Origin of the sequence: Actinoplanes sp. NPDC049265, assembly GCF_043197135.1 — a bacterium.
In the GTDB taxonomy this organism is placed as follows: Bacteria; Actinomycetota; Actinomycetes; order Mycobacteriales; family Micromonosporaceae; genus Actinoplanes.
Genome location: NZ_JBICSP010000005.1, coordinates 410,637 through 425,782 on the forward strand (window position 1 = coordinate 410,637; position 15,146 = coordinate 425,782).

At 71.5% G+C, this 15,146-nt stretch carries 13 protein-coding genes; 5 read left to right on the forward strand and 8 right to left on the reverse strand.

Annotated features, from left to right (window positions below; genetic code table 11):
* Positions 1-3: 3 nt before the first annotated feature.
* The 3 genes from ACGFIO_RS16510 (at position 4) to ACGFIO_RS16520 (ending at position 4,102) form a co-directional block, all read left to right on the forward strand.
* Positions 4-1,476, forward strand: a complete 1,473-nt coding sequence (locus tag ACGFIO_RS16510) for a flavin-containing monooxygenase (RefSeq protein WP_392827022.1) — start codon at positions 4-6, stop codon at positions 1,474-1,476.
* A gap of 131 nt (positions 1,477-1,607) precedes the next feature.
* Positions 1,608-3,113: a protein kinase gene (locus ACGFIO_RS16515; protein ID WP_392827023.1), complete on the forward strand. Its 1,506-nt coding sequence runs from the start codon at positions 1,608-1,610 to the stop codon at positions 3,111-3,113.
* Positions 3,101-4,102 carry an alpha/beta hydrolase gene (locus ACGFIO_RS16520; RefSeq protein ID WP_392827025.1) on the forward strand — a complete coding sequence of 334 codons (1,002 nt, stop codon included), beginning with the start codon at positions 3,101-3,103 and terminating at the stop codon, positions 4,100-4,102. Before ACGFIO_RS16515 ends, ACGFIO_RS16520 begins: the two co-directional genes overlap by 13 nt.
* Positions 4,103-4,143: 41 nt before the next feature.
* Here the strand turns inward: ACGFIO_RS16520 and ACGFIO_RS16525 are convergent, their stop codons facing one another.
* Entirely contained in the window at positions 4,144-4,866 is a 723-nt protein-coding gene (locus tag ACGFIO_RS16525) for a hypothetical protein (protein ID WP_392827027.1), read from the reverse strand.
* A gap of 161 nt (positions 4,867-5,027) precedes the next feature.
* On the opposite strand from ACGFIO_RS16525, the gene ACGFIO_RS16530 reads away from it, so the two are divergent.
* A complete protein-coding gene (locus tag ACGFIO_RS16530; RefSeq protein ID WP_392827029.1) occupies positions 5,028-6,929 on the forward strand; it encodes an NACHT domain-containing protein in 1,902 nt (633 codons plus the stop codon).
* A 1-nt stretch (position 6,930) separates the two neighbouring features.
* Here the strand turns inward: ACGFIO_RS16530 and ACGFIO_RS16535 are convergent, their stop codons facing one another.
* The 6 genes from ACGFIO_RS16535 to ACGFIO_RS16560 form a co-directional block, all read right to left on the reverse strand.
* Complete coding sequence (locus ACGFIO_RS16535) at positions 6,931-7,335, reverse strand: hypothetical protein (protein WP_392827031.1); 405 nt, start codon at positions 7,333-7,335, stop codon at positions 6,931-6,933.
* Positions 7,336-7,344: 9 nt separating this feature from the next.
* Positions 7,345-7,785, reverse strand: coding sequence for a hypothetical protein (locus ACGFIO_RS16540; protein ID WP_392827033.1), 441 nt, complete (start codon positions 7,783-7,785; stop codon positions 7,345-7,347).
* A 43-nt stretch (positions 7,786-7,828) separates the two neighbouring features.
* Positions 7,829-8,293, reverse strand: a complete 465-nt coding sequence (locus tag ACGFIO_RS16545; RefSeq protein ID WP_392827035.1) for a hypothetical protein — start codon at positions 8,291-8,293, stop codon at positions 7,829-7,831.
* Positions 8,290-10,125: a peptidoglycan-binding domain-containing protein gene (locus ACGFIO_RS16550; RefSeq protein ID WP_392827037.1), complete on the reverse strand. Its 1,836-nt coding sequence runs from the start codon at positions 10,123-10,125 to the stop codon at positions 8,290-8,292. The genes ACGFIO_RS16545 and ACGFIO_RS16550 overlap by 4 nt, the downstream gene beginning before the upstream one ends.
* A 79-nt stretch (positions 10,126-10,204) precedes the next feature.
* A complete protein-coding gene (locus ACGFIO_RS16555) occupies positions 10,205-11,749 on the reverse strand; it encodes a diguanylate cyclase domain-containing protein (RefSeq protein WP_392827039.1) in 1,545 nt (514 codons plus the stop codon).
* A 135-nt stretch (positions 11,750-11,884) separates the two neighbouring features.
* Positions 11,885-12,838 (reverse strand): sigma-70 family RNA polymerase sigma factor, encoded by a 954-nt coding sequence (locus ACGFIO_RS16560; RefSeq protein ID WP_392827041.1) that lies wholly within the window; start codon positions 12,836-12,838, stop codon positions 11,885-11,887.
* An 87-nt stretch (positions 12,839-12,925) separates the two neighbouring features.
* On the opposite strand from ACGFIO_RS16560, the gene ACGFIO_RS16565 reads away from it, so the two are divergent.
* On the forward strand, positions 12,926-13,732 hold the full coding sequence (locus ACGFIO_RS16565) for an alpha/beta fold hydrolase (RefSeq protein ID WP_392827043.1): 807 nt from the start codon (positions 12,926-12,928) through the stop codon (positions 13,730-13,732).
* Between the two features lie 51 nt (positions 13,733-13,783).
* On the opposite strand, the gene ACGFIO_RS16570 is transcribed toward ACGFIO_RS16565, so the two are convergent.
* Entirely contained in the window at positions 13,784-15,145 is a 1,362-nt protein-coding gene (locus tag ACGFIO_RS16570) for an FAD-dependent oxidoreductase (RefSeq protein WP_392827045.1), read from the reverse strand.
* Position 15,146 lies beyond the last annotated feature (1 nt).

Genomic DNA, 15,146 nt, shown 5'->3' on the forward strand with positions numbered 1-15,146 from the left:
GCCATGCGCGTCGGGATCATCGGCGCCGGGGTGGCCGGGCTGGCCACCGCCAAGACGCTCCAGCAGGCCGGCCACGAGGTCGTGGTCTACGACTCGGCCCCGGACGTCGGTGGCGTCTGGAGTCGCACCCGCCGCTATCCGGGCCTGACCACGCAGAGCGCCAAGGCGACCTACGGCCTGTCCGACTACCCGCTGCCGAAGGATTTCCCGGAGTGGCCCACCGGCGCCCAGGTGCAGTCCTGGCTCGCGTCCTACGCCTCGGAGTTCGCCCTCCCGCTCCGTCTGAACACGCTGGTCACCCGGGCCGCCCAGATCGACGGCAAGTGGGCGCTGACGTTCGACGGCGGCGACGGCGACATCGTGGATCGGCTGGTCGTCGCCAACGGAGTCTTCTGCCGGCCCAACATGCCTTCGTTCCCGGGAGTCGAGGAGTTCACGGCGGCCGGTGGCGAGGTGCTGGCCGGCACCGAGATGCATGATGCTTCGCTCGCCCAGGGCAAGAACGTGCTGGTCGTCGGCTACGGCAAATCGGCCTGCGACGTGACCGTGCCGCTGAGCCGGGTGGCGGCGAGCACCCACGTGATCGCCCGGCAGCTGCTCTGGAAGGTGCCGCGGAAGATCGCCGGCGTGCTGAACTTCAAGATGCTGCTGCTCACCCGCCTGGGCGAGGCGCTGTTCCGCTATCACCGGCGCCGCGGCGTCGAGAAGTTCCTGCACGGGCCGGGCAACCCGATCCGCCGCAACATGCTGAACTCGATCGGTTCGGTCTCCCGCCGTCAGTTCAAGCTGGACCGGCTCGGCCTGGTGCCGCGGGGCACGATGGAGGGCATCGTCAAGGGCGCGATCGGGCTGGCCACCGAGGGGTTCTTCGAGGGTGTCGCGGACGGCTCGATCGTCGTGCACCGGGACACCACGATCACCCGGCTGCGGCCCGGCTTCGCCGAACTCTCGGACGGGACGACGCTGCCCGCCGACCTGATCGTCTGCGCCACCGGCTTCACCCAGGACGTGCCGTTCCTGGACGTACCCGACCTGTTCGACGAGCGCGGGAACTTCCTGCTCTACCGCCAGATCCTGCCGCTCGGCGCGGACGGGCTCTACTTCAACGGCTACAACTCGTCGTTCTTCAGCCCGCTGAACGCGGAGATGGCGGCGGTCTGGATCGCGGCCCATCTGGCCGGCGCGGTCGCGCTGCCCGGTCCCGATGAGATGCGTACGCGGGTGACGAAGCAACTCGCCTTCATGGACGAGGCGACCGACCGCCACCACAGCCGCGGCGGGAAGATCATTCCGTTCTCGCTGAAGAACCTGGACGAGGTGCTCGACGATCTCGACCTCAACATCAGCAAGCGGGTACGCGCCTCGCACTGGCTGAACCCGGTCGATCCGTCGGCCTACCGGTCGGTTACACCCACCCTGGTTGCCCGTCTGCACGAGTCCTTGCCGTCAGCTACGCGACAGACCGTCGAACGGTGAACATTTCCGCGCCCGGTACGTCATAGTCGCGGGGGCTCCATCGACGCTCGGTGGGCGGAGCGCGGAGGGGTGACGTGCGGCAGCAACAAGGACAGCTGTCCGGCGATGACAACGAACGATACGGTGCCGTCGTGTCGACGAAGCCGGCCCAGCTGATTGCGGAGCGTTATCGACTGGTCGCTCTGGTCGGCGAGGGCGGCATGGGTCGCGTCTGGGCCGCCCGTGACGAACTGCTCGGCCGCGACGTCGCGGTCAAGGAACTGGTGCTGCCCAAGGGCCTCACCGAGACCGAGGAGCAGGATCTGCGCGTACGGGTGATCCGGGAAGCGCGCGCCATCGCCCGGATCGACCATCCCAACGTGGTCCGGATCTTCGACGTGCTGCACGAGCGCGGCGAGCCGTGGATCGTGATGGAGCTGGTCCCGTCCCGGTCGCTCTATGAGGTGGTCAGCAAGGACGGCCCGTTGCCACCGGCCCGGGTGGCCGAGATCGGGCTGGGCGTGCTGGCCGCCCTGCGCGCCGCGCATCAGGTCGGCCTGCTGCACCGTGACGTCAAACCGGGCAACGTCCTGCTCGGCACCAACGGGCGGGTCGTGCTCACCGACTTCGGGCTGGCCACGGCGGCCGGCGACAGCTCGATGACCAGCACCGGCGTCGTGCTCGGGTCACCGTCCTACCTGGCACCGGAACGGGCCCTCGACGACCCGATCGGTCCACCGGCCGACCTGTGGTCGCTGGGCGCCACGCTCTACACGGCGGTGGAAGGGCGCCCGCCGTACTCCAAGTCCTCACCGATGGCGACGCTGGCCGCGCTGGCCACCGAACAGCCGCGACCCCCGCAGCAGGCCGGCCCGCTCAAGCCCGCGCTGAACGGCCTGCTGCAGAAGGATCCGGCGCGCCGGGCCGACGCCACGACGGCCGAGCGGCTGCTGCGCACGGCCGCGACCGCGGTCAGTCCGCCCGCGCCGCGGACGCCCAAGAACCGCAAGCTGCTGCTGGTCGGCGCGCTGGCGCTGGCCACCGTGGCCGTGTTGGCGGGCATCGTCGCGCTGAGCTCCGGGCCGGACGAGAAGGCCGAGGCGGGCGGCAAACCGGCCTTCGTCTCCTCACCCGGCCTTCCCCCGCCGCCCACCGCCGCCGCGCACGAGCAGGCGGCCGGCCCGGCCCAGACGCAGGCGTCCGCCCCCGCGCCGGCCAAGCCGCGTCCGTCGCGGACCCGTGCGGTGCCGACCGAGCCGACCGCCGCCGACACCAAGCCGACGCCGGCCGCCGAGCCCTCGAAGCCCCTCCGCAACCGGCAGACCGGCACCTGCCTCGACGTCCCGGCCGGCAGCAGCCAGCTGCGGATGTTCCACTGCAACGGCACCGACGCCCAGAACTTCACCCTCTCGGCCGACGGCACGATGCGGGTGAACCGGCAATGCGTGCAGATCGGCAACACCGGCGCCGGCTCGCAACTCTTCACCGCCGCCTGCGACGGCTCGGCGTTCCAGCGGTTCACCCTGACCAAGACCGAGGACCTGGTCAGCGCGGCCGCCGACAAGTGCGTGGACGTGCCGTCGGGCGATGGCGGCGACGGCGTCCTGGCCCAGCTATGGTCGTGCAACGGCTCCAGCAACCAGAAATGGCGCCACTGACCATGCGCATCATCACCAAGCCCTCCGCGCCCGAGGTGGCCGCCACCCGCCGGCGGCGGCGCTGGACGCTGGCCGTGGCCGTCCCGCTGGCCGTCCTGCTGCTGGCCGTCGCCACGATCTACCTCTGGCCGCTGGGCGACGGGCGGCTGCGCCGATCCGAGGCGCCGACGCTGGGTTTCGCCGACGCCACGGCCGCGGCTCAGCGTCAGGTCGCGCGGGACGAGACGGATGCGACCGTACGCCCGGAATGTCGTACCCAACTGCTGACGCACGGACAGCGCGCCTCCCGCACCGTGCTGATGTTGCACGGCTACACCGGCTGCCCCGCCGACTTCCAGGCGCTGGCCCGGGTCTTCTTCGACCGCGGCTACAACGTGTACGTGCCCCGCGAGCCCCGCCACGGCCGGGTCGACAAGGACGCGCACGAGTTCGTCACCGCCACCGAGCTGGTCGACTACGCCGACACTTCGGCGGGCATCGCGGCCGGGCTGGGCTCCGAGTTCGGCGTGGTCGGCCTGTCCGGCGGCGGCAACCTGGCGACCTGGCTGACCGAGTACCGCGGCGACGTCAAGCGCGCGTTGCTGCTGGCCCCGTTCTACGCCCCCGACGCGTCCCAGGCCCCGCCCATGCTGATCAAGCCGATGACCGTCCTGTGGGGCCGCCGCGTCCTCCCCGACCGCCGCAACGGCGACATGTTCTACTCCGCGCTGGCGCAATATCTGCAGATCCGAGCCAACTACAAGGACCATCCGGTGAACGAGTCGCTGACCTCGCTGGCTGTGGTCACCTCGGGCGCCGATCACCTGATCAACGTGGACGAGGCCTTCGCGCTGCCCGGCGAGATCGCCCGCACCAACGACGTGCCGCTCACCGAGTACAAGATCCCGGCCGCCCAGAACCTCCCCCACGACATCGTCGGCCCGGCCAGCATCGGCCCCGCCGCCGCCGACCTCTACCCGCGCTACCTGACCATGTACGAGGCGGTTTGATCGCGCCGTCCGGGTCCGTTTCGCCGTGGCTTTGACCGCGCTCAGCCGGAAATGACCCGGAGCACGGCCGCCACGACCGACAACGGAAGCGCGACGAACGCGATCTGATCCCGTAGCTCCCAAGAGCGCCAGCCCCGGCGCGGGATCGGGCCGTCGATCCAGATCACCGGGCGGCTCCGGACCACCATGTGCCGCGCGACCAGGAAGCAGCCGGCCGCGCCGCCGCACCCGAGAGCGGACGCGAGCACGACGACCCCGGCAAAGCCGGCCGGCCCGGCCAGTGTCGCGGCGAGCAGACCGGCCAGGCCGCCCGCGAACGCTCCCGCCACCGCCCAGAGCCAGGGCCGGAAACGTCGCGGCCGCGGCCGGCCACCGGCATGCGCCAGAATCCGGCGAATCTGCTCGGCCTTGCCGATCGCCCACGCGGCATCCGGCGACTCGACGGTGACCGTGGCCTGTTCGTGGAGGGTGACCACCACCCGGCCCCGGCCGTCGGACTGTGCCTCGAGCCGCAACTGATCGAGCCGGCGAGCATCGCCCGGAGTCAGCGACCGCCCGATAGCGGCCCGCACGCCGGCGAGGTCCCCCCGGCGGAAGTGGTTGCCGTGCCAGACCGCCTCGAGCGTGACCTCCTCGGGCCGGAAGCCGTCGCGGACCGCGTTGAAGAGCAGGTTGAGCTCGGGTTCACCACAACGTTGGCCGTGCCGGGTCAGGGTGTCCACCATGAACCCGTCGGGGATTCCGGGAGTGGTGGACGTGGCCATGTGGACCCCTTCGAACGCACGGTGGGACGACGCATGCGGAGCAGAGTACGCCTCGCGGTTCTTGATCGGAACATGATGCAAGTCTGTTCTGGAACGGAACACCTATCAGTTGATAGGGTTCTGGCGGGCGCCCGGACGGCGGGGCCTGGAGAGCGGGCGGGATGTCCACGGCAGAGCGGGTTCGGCAGCTGCGCAAGGATCGCGGCTGGAGCGCGCAGCGGCTCGCGGAGGAATGCGCCCGGTACGGGCCACCCTGGCTCTCCCGGGGAACGATCGCCAAGATCGAGTCCGGTATCCGCAAGTCCGTCACCACCGACGACCTGACCGTGCTCGCGCGCGCGTTCGGGGTCGAACCGACCGCGCTGCTGACCGAGACCGGATCCGATCTACCGGCACTGATCGCCCCGCAGCCGATCACCCCGGACAGAGGCGAGATGCTGGTCCGATCCCTGGCCCTCGCCCATCGTGCCGCGCTGAGCCGCCCTCTGGTGGAGAGCAGCTTCCTCGACGATGACGTCACGGTCCCGACCGCGAAAGAGTCCTATCTCGAACCCCGGTTCCGGCTGGGCGCCGGCGGTGCGGATTCCGCCATGGCCAGCGAACAGTGGTGGCGGGAGCTACCACTGCGAGACGACATTTCCGCGTTCATGGCCGCGTGGCTCGCCCTGCCCAGCTCCACCCAAGCTCCACTGATCGTGCTGGGCAGTCCGGGCGCGGGCAAGAGCATGCTGACCGAGGTGATGGCCGCTCGCCTGCCGGCCGAGACCTACGTCTCCGTGGTGGTCAAGCTCCGTCACGTTCCCCCCGACGGCACCATCCAGGACCAGATCGAGCATGCGATCTTCGCCGACACCGGGGAACGAACCGCGTGGCCGGACTTCTCCCGGGCCATCGCCGGAAAGCATCCGGTCATCCTTCTCGACGGTCTCGACGAGCAGCTTCGAGCGACCGGTTTCCCGAGGTCCCGCTACCTGCGGGAAGTCACCGACTTCCAACGTCGAGAGGATGCGCTCGACCGGCCGGTGAGTGTGCTGGTGACGTGCCGGACAGTAGCTTTCGAACGCTTCCGGATGCCGGCGGAAACCACCGCGATACGGCTGGAGCCGTTCGACGACGACCGCGTCCGCGCCTGGGTGGACGTCTGGAACAGGGTGAACCCGCATCGTCGCGCGTCGGCCGAGGCGCTGCTGCGGAGTTGGCCCGGGCTCGCGAACGAGCCACTCCTCTTGCTACTACTCGCCATTTCGGCGCCCGCCAGCGGAATCCGTGCTGAGTTCTACCGCCGGCTCCTGTTCGCTGCCGCGAGGCGCGAAACCGCCAAGAGCGACACACCGAACGACTCGGACAGGGCCGTCCGGTCGGTACAACGTGATCTCGCCGTGGTCGCTTTCGCCATGCTCAACCGCCGGGCCGGCCACGTGAGGCACGGCGACCTGGAGCAAGACCTTCGTTCGCTCGGTTCCGCGGCCTCCGTGACGAAACCCGAACCCGTGATCAACACCTTTTTCTTCACCATGGAGCACCCCGCCCCGATGGGGCCGGCTTACGAGTTTCTGCACTCCTCATTCGCGGAATATCTCGTCGCGTCGCACGCTCTGGAGATTCTCGACGATGTCGCGCGCCAGATGCTGGCGGACCGCATGTTCAGCGTCGACCCGGACGACGGATATTTGCGCTCGCTGTTGTCGTTCGCCACGCTCAGCCACTGGCCCGGCGTCACCGGCTTTCTCACCGAGCTGACGCGGGAATGGCCGGCGGACGGGCGGATGACGATTCGCGAAACGTTGCTCGCTCTCCTCCGGCGTGCGCCGTACCGTGAGTCACAAGACACCGATTACCGGCCGGTTGATGCGCCGATCACCACCCGCATAGCGAACTACACCGCCAACCTGACCCTTCTCCTGTCATGCGTCGGCGGGGGCCTGAGCCCGGACGACCTCTTTCCGGACGCCGCGGATCCCGCCGACCGCTGGGAACGTGAGGTCCTCTTCTGGCGCTCACAGCTCCCGGCCGAGGACGTGGAGAGCCTTCTGCGGGCCATCCAGCCCTCGAGCCGTAGCTAGGCTAAGCCGGGCGGAGCTGGGCCTTCGGGGCCGGGGTGGCGGAGTAGCGCAGGGAACGCCACGCGGCCAGGGCCCAGTCGCGGTCGGCCGGGTCGTCGGTGAGGGCGGCCAGTTGCACGTAGGAGCCGCGGCGGATGGTGAAGGCGTACAGGCCCCAGCGACCGTCCTGGCTGTACCAGGAGGCGTAGCGGACCTCGTACGCGTCGGTGCCGGCCTCGCGCCACTTCTGCTCGGGCGAACCGTGCACGTCCTGCAGGATCTCGTCGAGCAGGGCCTCGGGCGCGCGCGCCGGCGGCGTGGTGATCACCTCGGCCAGGAGGGCACGGCCGTCGGGGGCCCTCAGGTCGGCATCGAAATCGGAGGGTAGCTCGATGGTCCAGTCGTCGCTGAGTCGTCGCCTCGCCACCGGCCCATCCTAGATCCCCAGAGCGACCACGAGTTCGCCCAACGTCGCCTCGGCGAACGTGTTTTCCGCCTCCAGGACACTACGCAGAGCCACGTCGTCCGGAGTCAGCCCCGCCTCCGCCGCCCAGCGTCGCGCCAGATCGAGAACCTCCTCCGGCGACTGGGCGAGCGGCGGCGCGTCGTAACTCTCCGCCATCTCCGGGTGCAGGTACGTCCGGAACCGCAGCCCCGACGGCGTCAACGCCTCCACATCGGCCAGATCACTGTCCACGATGTACGCCCACAGCGCCGGCGCCCCCGACCGGCCGACCAGCGCGTCCAGCCCACCGGGCAGGTCGCCGTCACACTGCCACCACCGCCACCCGCCACCGAGCTCGCGTTCGTCGAGCACTGTCACACCGGGCACCGGCTCGATGCCCTGCCCCACGAGGATCCGTCCGAAGTAGCCCACGCCTCTCCTATCCTCAAAACCCGGCCGCGCGATACCGGCCTGTCTAGCCGGGGCCGGGCATGTCGCCGCCGCCGAGGCGGAGCAGCCAGGTCGGCTCGTCGGCCGGGGCGAAGACGCGGGCGGCCAGAACGTTCTCCGGGTCGCCGCCGAGCGTGAAGGCGACCCCCCGGTCCAGATAGACGTACTCACGGGCGACGCCGACGACCAGGACCCGCGGCGGGCCGCTGAGCGGGGGCGGCCCGAACTCGGCGACGATCTCGCCGATGGACGGGCGGGCCGGGTCGGGCCGGACCTCCACCATCAGGATCGTGTCCGCCGTGCCGTCGAACCAGACCTGCGTGCGCGGTGACGGCCAGATCCGGGTGTGAACCTGGCGGCGGGAGAGCCGCGCCCACTGCCGCGGGGGTGCGGCGTCGCCGAGCAGCGCGACGGCCGCGGCCTCGTCGACCGGCTCGAGACCGGTCCAGCCCGTCCACTCTCCGGCCCGGGCCTGCGCGAGGGCGCTCATCCGGCCGGGACCAGCACGAGGGTGCCGGCCGGGATCGAGGTCCGGCCGCCCGCCGCCGGCCAGCCGTTGGCCCGTTCCAGGGAGGTCACCGGAACACCGTACTGGCCTGCGACCTGACCCCGGGTGTCCTCGGCGATGGCCCGGTGCCAGCGCACACCGGCCACCCGCACCTGGGTGCCGGCGGGCAGGCTCACGGTCGGGTTGGCCAGCGCCGCGCCGGCCATGGTGGCCGGGGGCGCCGAAGCACCCGTGCGGGTCATCACCTGTGCCACAGTTTCGGCCGCGGCTCCGACCGTGTAGACGCCCTCGCGGCCGGCGTCGGCGGCGTCCCACCCGGCGATGTTCGTCAGCGGCGTCGTGCTGGGCGTGGCCGGCCCGAGCCCGAGCAGGTCGGCCCGGCCCATGAAGTACGCGGCTCGCGCGTTGTTCTCGCCCGACTGCGTCGCGATGGCGTCGGCGTCGGCCATCTGTGTGTAGAACGCGTGCGGTACGAAGGCCCCGGGGGTGGGCGCGGCCGCGTAGTGCAGGCCTTCGACCCGCCGCCGCAGGGCGTTGTTGGCCGCCAGCCCCGGCAGCAGGCCCTGCCAGACCTGGTCGCGCATGTGATCCGTCATGCCCTCGATCAGGATCTGCTGGGCGCTTCCGCCGACGGCCTGCGCCGCGTTGTTGTAGTTCTCATGGGTGACCAGGTGCAGGAACTCGTGGATGAGGGTGGTGAAGAGATCCCACTGCGCCTGCAGTTGCGGCGTTCCGGTGGGCATCCGGCTGTTGACGAACACGGTGCCGGAGCCGGCCTCGGCGGGCCAGTCGCGGATCGTACGGGTGATCCAGCGCATCCGGTTCGCGTTGCTCTGCACCCAGGCCAGGGCGACCCGGTTGACCTCGGCGGCGTCCGGCCGTGCACCGTCCTCGAGCACGTGGTGCGTGACCAGCGGAGCGTTGGTCGGATAGCTCGGGTCCCGCAGGAAGTAGAGCGCCCAGCCCCAGGCGGTGCTGACGTCGACCGTCCGCCCCTGCGAGTCGGCCAGCGGCGGCGTGTACGCGCCCGGATGGTACGAGCCGCCGGGGGTTCGGCTGGCCGTCACCAGGTGTGGGGCGAAGAAGCGTTCGGTCTCCTCCTGCGCGGCGGCGGCGATGGCGGGCAGTCCGGCCGCCCGTACCCCGCCCGCACCGGCCGCCGCCTGCGCCGACAGGTAGGCGTCGAGCGCCGCGAAGCTGTCCGTCTCGAAGGCCCCGCCCACCCCCGCGCCGGTCATCGGCGGATGCGCGGGCGCCGGGCCGCCGCCCGCCGGGGGCGGTACCGGTGGGTGCAGGATGTTCTCGATCGCGTCCCGGTGCGCCTGGTCGATCGGACCGGTGCCGGTCGTCACCGGTGGCGATGCCGGTCCGAGCCCGGAGCGGCGCAGGGAGCCGATCATGCCCCAGTCCGGCCGGCCGCAGACCCCGGTCACGGCCAGCCCGTGGCGGCCCTGGAACTCGCGGAGCGCGGCCTCGGTCGCCGCGTCGAAGATCCGGGTGACGACGACAGCGGGCTGCGCCCCGTCGCGGTTGAGGGCCTCCTGCAACTCGCGCACGACGGGATTGCGGGGGTTCGTGGTGACCCCGACCCGTGGGTACGAGCGCATCTCAGCGGTGACGGTCATCCGCTGGACGACGGCCCCGGGCGGGCCGCCCAGCCATCCGGCGACGGCACGGTTGCCCGCGGGCGACAGGCCCGGCAGCAGCGCGGCCCGTCGATCGCCGCTCACCGATGGCACCCGGTGCGGCCGGTCCCGGCGGGTCGTGGCCCCGGCGGTGCCGCCCGGCGACGGGGCCTCGAACTCAGCCTTCATGCGTTCATCATCCGACCGTCCCATGCGGACGGTCGAGGGCCGCACGTGTCGGATCATGGCCACCCCGGGGCCGGCCCGGTCAGTTCGAGGCCGTCGCCTCCGCGTAGAACTCGTACGTCGCGCCCTCGGTGCCCTTGCGCCGCTTGGCCTGGTACATCGCGGCGTCGGCGCGGCGCAGCAGTTCGTCGGCGTCGGTGCCGTTCCGGTCGGACAGGGCGATGCCGATGCTGGCGCGGGCGCACACCGGGACGTCGCCGAGCAGGAGCGGATTGCGCATGTCGGCCACGATGCGGCGGACGACGGCGGCCACCTGGTCCGGTGAGTCGACGTTGGGCAGCACGACGGCGAACTCGTCACCGCCCTGCCGCGCGACGGTGTCGGAGCCGAGGACGTTGCGGCGTAGCAGCGATCCGAACGCGATCAGCAAGCGGTCGCCGGCCTCGTGGCCGAGCGTGTCGTTGACCTCCTTGAACCCGTCGAGGTCGATCAGCAACATGGCTACCCCGGAGCCGCTGCGGACGCTGCGGGCCAGGTTCAGGTCGAGGGCCTGGTAGAGCCGTCGCCGGTTGACCAGGCCGGTGAGCGGATCGGTGGCGACCAGCTCGGAGTTCTCGCGCAGGGCGCTGATCTGGCGGGCGACGACCAGCGCGGTCACGGCCAGGGCGCCGACCACCAGGCCGCCGAACGGTGCCAGCGGGAGGCGGCGCGTGGCCAGCAGGAGCGGCACGTACGCCGCGACGATGCCCAGGTAGGGCAGGAGGCTGACGGCATGGTCGCGGTGCTGGTCCATGGTCAGCCGATGCGTCCGGGCCCGCAGGCACTGCTCGACCGGCGCCGCGGTGAGGAGCGCGCCGGCGGTCAGCCAGAGCGCGTACTGCCAGTGTGACGGCTGCACGGTCCCGTGCCGGACCTGCTGATAACCAAGATCAACATCGGCGATGATGTACGCGAGCAGAGCGCAACAGATCAGCACCATCGACCGCCGCACCGACGCCGCCGCGCCGCGCTGCAACACCAGGGTCGCCCCGAACACCCGCATGAGGTCGATCGCCGGATAGGCGATGGCGAGCAGGTTGACTGTGGCGTTCGAACCGAGACTCGGCCCGACGTACAGGTACCACAGCGTCATGCCGGCCGCGACGGCCACCAGCGCGGCATCGATGTGCGCACGCCGCCGGTCCCGCCGCGACTGCGAGCGCAACGGGAACCACAACAGCCCCGCCAGCAGGACCGGACCGGCGGCCAGCCCGAACACGTCGCCCGGGGCCGGGAACACGGTCCCCGGCGGCCAGATGCCGCGGGCCACGGTCGCGGCCAGGGAGAGGACGGAGCTCAAGGCGATCAGTCGCCAGGCCGCGCGCGTACGTTGATCCAGCGCCCGGTTGAACCCGGCCACGATGGTGAAGACCACGGTGGCGACGGTGAACAAGGCCAGGCAGCTCATCATCACGACCGCCCCGCCGCGCGGCGTGCCCACGCCCGGGGTGAACCGGCCGATCAGTTCGAACAGCACCGCGAACACCCCGGTGCCGTAGACGATCAGGGCCGCGATTCGCCAGGCTCCGCCGCGCTCCCGCGCGTACCAGCGAAGCCGTGGCTCGTCGATCTTGTCCGGCGCGTACATTTCTACCATTTTTAGCGATACCGGCATCGCGGCGTCGCTGAACGATGACTTTCGGCCGGTCCGGCGGTCCTGGTGCGCGACGGCGCGGGCCCGGACCTGCGGGGTCTGGTGCGCCTGCTCGGCCTGTCCCGGGAACTACCCGAGGTGGGCCGGGAGCCCGAACAGCGGGAACAGCCGGGAGGTGTCGAGGAAGTTGTTGACCCCGGCGATGCGTCCGGCTGAGACCTCCAGCACGATCAGCGCCCACGGATCGTGCCCGGCGCCGGTCGGGCTGGGCCGGTACTGCCCGAACGCCGGCAGGCCGTTGGCCACCACCGGCACCAGGCGGGACCCGCGGCAGCCGCTGCCCGTGCCGGCCATCCAGGTGGCGATGTCGTCCGGGCCGCGCAGCCACAATGGCAGCGGCGGCATCGACAGCTTCGCGTCGTCGTGCAGCAACGTCGTCAGCGCGTCGAGGTCGTACGCCTCGAACGCCGTCACGTACCTGGTCAGCAGCGTCCGCTGCGCATCGTCGAGAGGGTCGTGCACGTCGGCGGTGAGATCGGCGGCGGCGATGGTGGCGCGGGCCCGTTGCAGGGCGCTGTTGACGCCGGCCACCGAGGTGTCGAGCAATTCGGCCACCTCCGACGCCGACCAGGCCAGCACCTCCCGCAGGAGCAGCACGGCCCGCTGCTGGGGCGGCAGATGCTGCAGCGCGGCCACGAAGGCCAGCCGGATCGACTCGCGCCCGGCCACCACGTCGGCCGGGTCGGCGGCACCAGGCAGCACCCGGCCGTCCGGCACCGGGCCCACCCACACCTGCTCCGGGCGGGGCTCGCCCGGGTCGGTGGCATGCCCCGACCCCGCCGGGCCGAGATCCATCGGCCGGACCCGCAGCTGAGCGCTGGCCAGCATGGTCAGACAGACGTTGGTGGCGATCCGGTAGAGCCACGACCGCAGCGCGGACCGCCCCTCGAACCGGTCCAGCCCCTTCCAGGCCCGGACCATGGTGTCCTGGACCGCGTCCTCCGCCTCGAAGGCCGAGCCGAGCATCCGGTAGCAGTGCCCGGTCAGCTCGGCCCGGTACGCCTCCAGCCGCGATTCGACCACGGGAAAAACTTAGCGCGTGCCGATGAGTTTCCCGCGCTCGTTCGGTCTGTAGTGCGTCAAGTCGATCCTGACCAGCAAGGAGTCACCATGAACTTCGGTTCGGGCCAGTACGCCGACGTCAACGGCATCAACCTGTATTACGAGACGCACGGCGAGGGCAGCCCGCTGGTCCTGTTGCACGGCGGCCTCGGCTCGGGCGAGATGTTCGCGGCCGTCCTGCCCGCGCTGACCGCGCACCACCGGGTCATCCTGGTCGACCTGCAGGGCCACGGCCGCACCGCCGACGTCGACCGCCCGCTGGACGTCGCCCTGATGGCCGACGACGTGGCCGCGCTCATCGACCACCTGGGCCTGGACCGGCCGGCGGTGGCCGGCTTCTCCCTGGGCGGCGGGGTGGCCTACCACGTCGCCTTCAAGCACCCCGAGAAGGTCGGCCGCCTGGTCGCGGCGTCCGCACACATCCGCCGCGACGCCACCTACCCCGAGATCCTCCAGCAGCAGGGCCAGGTGACCGCGGCGGCGGCAGAATTCATGAAGGAAACGCCGATGTACGAGCTGTACCAGCGGGTCGCGCCCCACCCCGAGGACTTCCCGAAGCTCCTCGACAAGGCCGGCCAGTCGATGGCCAAGGATTTCGACTTCACCGACCAGGTCCGCGCCCTGCGGGTGCCGACCCTGGTGGTGGCCGCCGACGCCGACATGGCCCCGCCCAGCCACTTCGTCGAGGTGTTCAAGCTCCTCGACGGCGGCCTCCGGGACGGCGGCTGGATGAACGAGAACCGCCCCAGAGGCGGCCACGCCCTGGCCATCCTGCCCGGCCTGACCCACTACAACATCGTCGACTCCCCGCTCTTCGCCGCGGTCACGCTGGCCTTCCTCGAGGAAAAGAACTGACACGCCGCCGATGGTGGTGCCGGCGGCCGCCGCCGTGGCGCGGGGCACGGGTCAGCTGCCGCAGCAGCCGCCCTGCTCCTTTGCCCCGGCTTCGGCCGACGGGCCGCCGATGGTGATCAGATTGAGCGAGGCGCCGATCGGCTCTTCGGGGCCGCAGCAGCTCGCGCCGTCCAGGGCGGCGGCGTCGTCGTTGCTGTTGCAGACCCCGGTTTCGGGCAGGTCGAGCTGGACGTCGCGGGCGGCGTCCCAGTCGCCGGCCAGCGCGGCGACGACGGAGCGGGCCTGTTCGTAACCGGTGGCCATGAGGAAGGTCGGTGCCCGGCCGTAGGCCTTGGATCCGATGGCGTAGTAGCCGGGTTCGGGGTGGGTGAGCTGGTCGACGCCGTGCGGTGGGACGGTGCCGCAGGAGTGCTCGTTCGGGTCGATCAGCGGGGCCAGCGCGCGGGTGGAGCCGAGGATCGGGTCGAGGTCCAGGCGCAGTTCACTCGTCACGGTGTGGTCGGGCCGGAAACCGGTCGCGACGACGATCCGGTCGGCGGTGATCTCCCGCTGTCCGTCGGAGACGGTGACGGTGGCGCCGTTGTCGGTGACGCGCTGGACGAGGAAGGCGGCGTGCAGCTCGACCGCGCCGGACTCGACATGGCGGCGCAGGCGGGTGCCGAGCGAGCCCCGGGCGGGTAGCGCGTCGGCCGACTCGCCCCCGTAGGAGCCCTGCGGCGAGTCCGCGCGGATCGCCCACGCGACGGTGGTGCCGGGTTCCCGCTGGGCCAGGTCGGCCAGGGCGAGCAGGGTGTTGGCGGCGGAGTGGCCGCTGCCGACGACCAGGGTTCGGCGCCCGGCGTACCGGTCACGGTCGCGGCCCAGGACGTCGGGGAGACCATTGCTGAGGTACGCGGTGACGGCGCTTTCGCCGTGGGCCGGGATGCCGGAGGCGCCGAGTACGTTGGGCTGGTCCCAGGTGCCGGAGGCGTCGATGACGGCTCGGGCGTACACATCGGTGCCGTCGGCCCGACGGATCAGGAACGGCGTGGTGGCGCGACCGGCCGTGCGTACCCGGTCGATGCCGGCCCGGGTGATCGCGGTGACCCGGGCGCCGTACCGCAGATGGGGTTTCAAGGCGGGCAGGTCGGCCAAGGGCTGCAGGTAGTCGGCGGCCAGCTCGGCGCCGGTGGGCAGCTTGTCGTCGTCCGGGCGCACCCATCCGGCCTCGGCCAGCAGCCGGGCGGCGGCCGCGTCGATGTTGTAGCGCCACGGCGAGAACACCCGCACGTGACCCCAGTCGCGGACCGCGGCGGCGGCCTGGTCGCCGGCCTCGAGGACGGTGAAGTGCAGCCCGCGCTCGGCCAGGTGGGCGGCGGCGGCCAGGCCGACCGGCCCGGCGCCGATCACGGCGATCGGCAGTTGCTCGTACATC

Excerpts from the sequence above, each read along its gene's own strand:
- ACGFIO_RS16545 (WP_392827035.1), bottom strand. The coding sequence starts at position 8,293 with ATGAGCGCCCTCGCGCAGGCCCGGGCCGGAGAGTGGACGGGCTGGACC.
- ACGFIO_RS16520 (WP_392827025.1), top strand. The coding sequence starts at position 3,101 with ATGGCGCCACTGACCATGCGCATCATCACCAAGCCCTCCGCGCCCGAG.
- ACGFIO_RS16565 (WP_392827043.1), top strand. The coding sequence starts at position 12,926 with ATGAACTTCGGTTCGGGCCAGTACGCCGACGTCAACGGCATCAACCTG.
- ACGFIO_RS16555 (WP_392827039.1), bottom strand. The coding sequence starts at position 11,749 with ATGTACGCGCCGGACAAGATCGACGAGCCACGGCTTCGCTGGTACGCG.
- ACGFIO_RS16570 (WP_392827045.1), bottom strand. The coding sequence starts at position 15,145 with ATGTACGAGCAACTGCCGATCGCCGTGATCGGCGCCGGGCCGGTCGGC.
- ACGFIO_RS16510 (WP_392827022.1), top strand. The coding sequence starts at position 4 with ATGCGCGTCGGGATCATCGGCGCCGGGGTGGCCGGGCTGGCCACCGCC.
- ACGFIO_RS16525 (WP_392827027.1), bottom strand. The coding sequence starts at position 4,866 with ATGGCCACGTCCACCACTCCCGGAATCCCCGACGGGTTCATGGTGGAC.
- ACGFIO_RS16550 (WP_392827037.1), bottom strand. The coding sequence starts at position 10,125 with ATGAAGGCTGAGTTCGAGGCCCCGTCGCCGGGCGGCACCGCCGGGGCC.
- ACGFIO_RS16530 (WP_392827029.1), top strand. The coding sequence starts at position 5,028 with ATGTCCACGGCAGAGCGGGTTCGGCAGCTGCGCAAGGATCGCGGCTGG.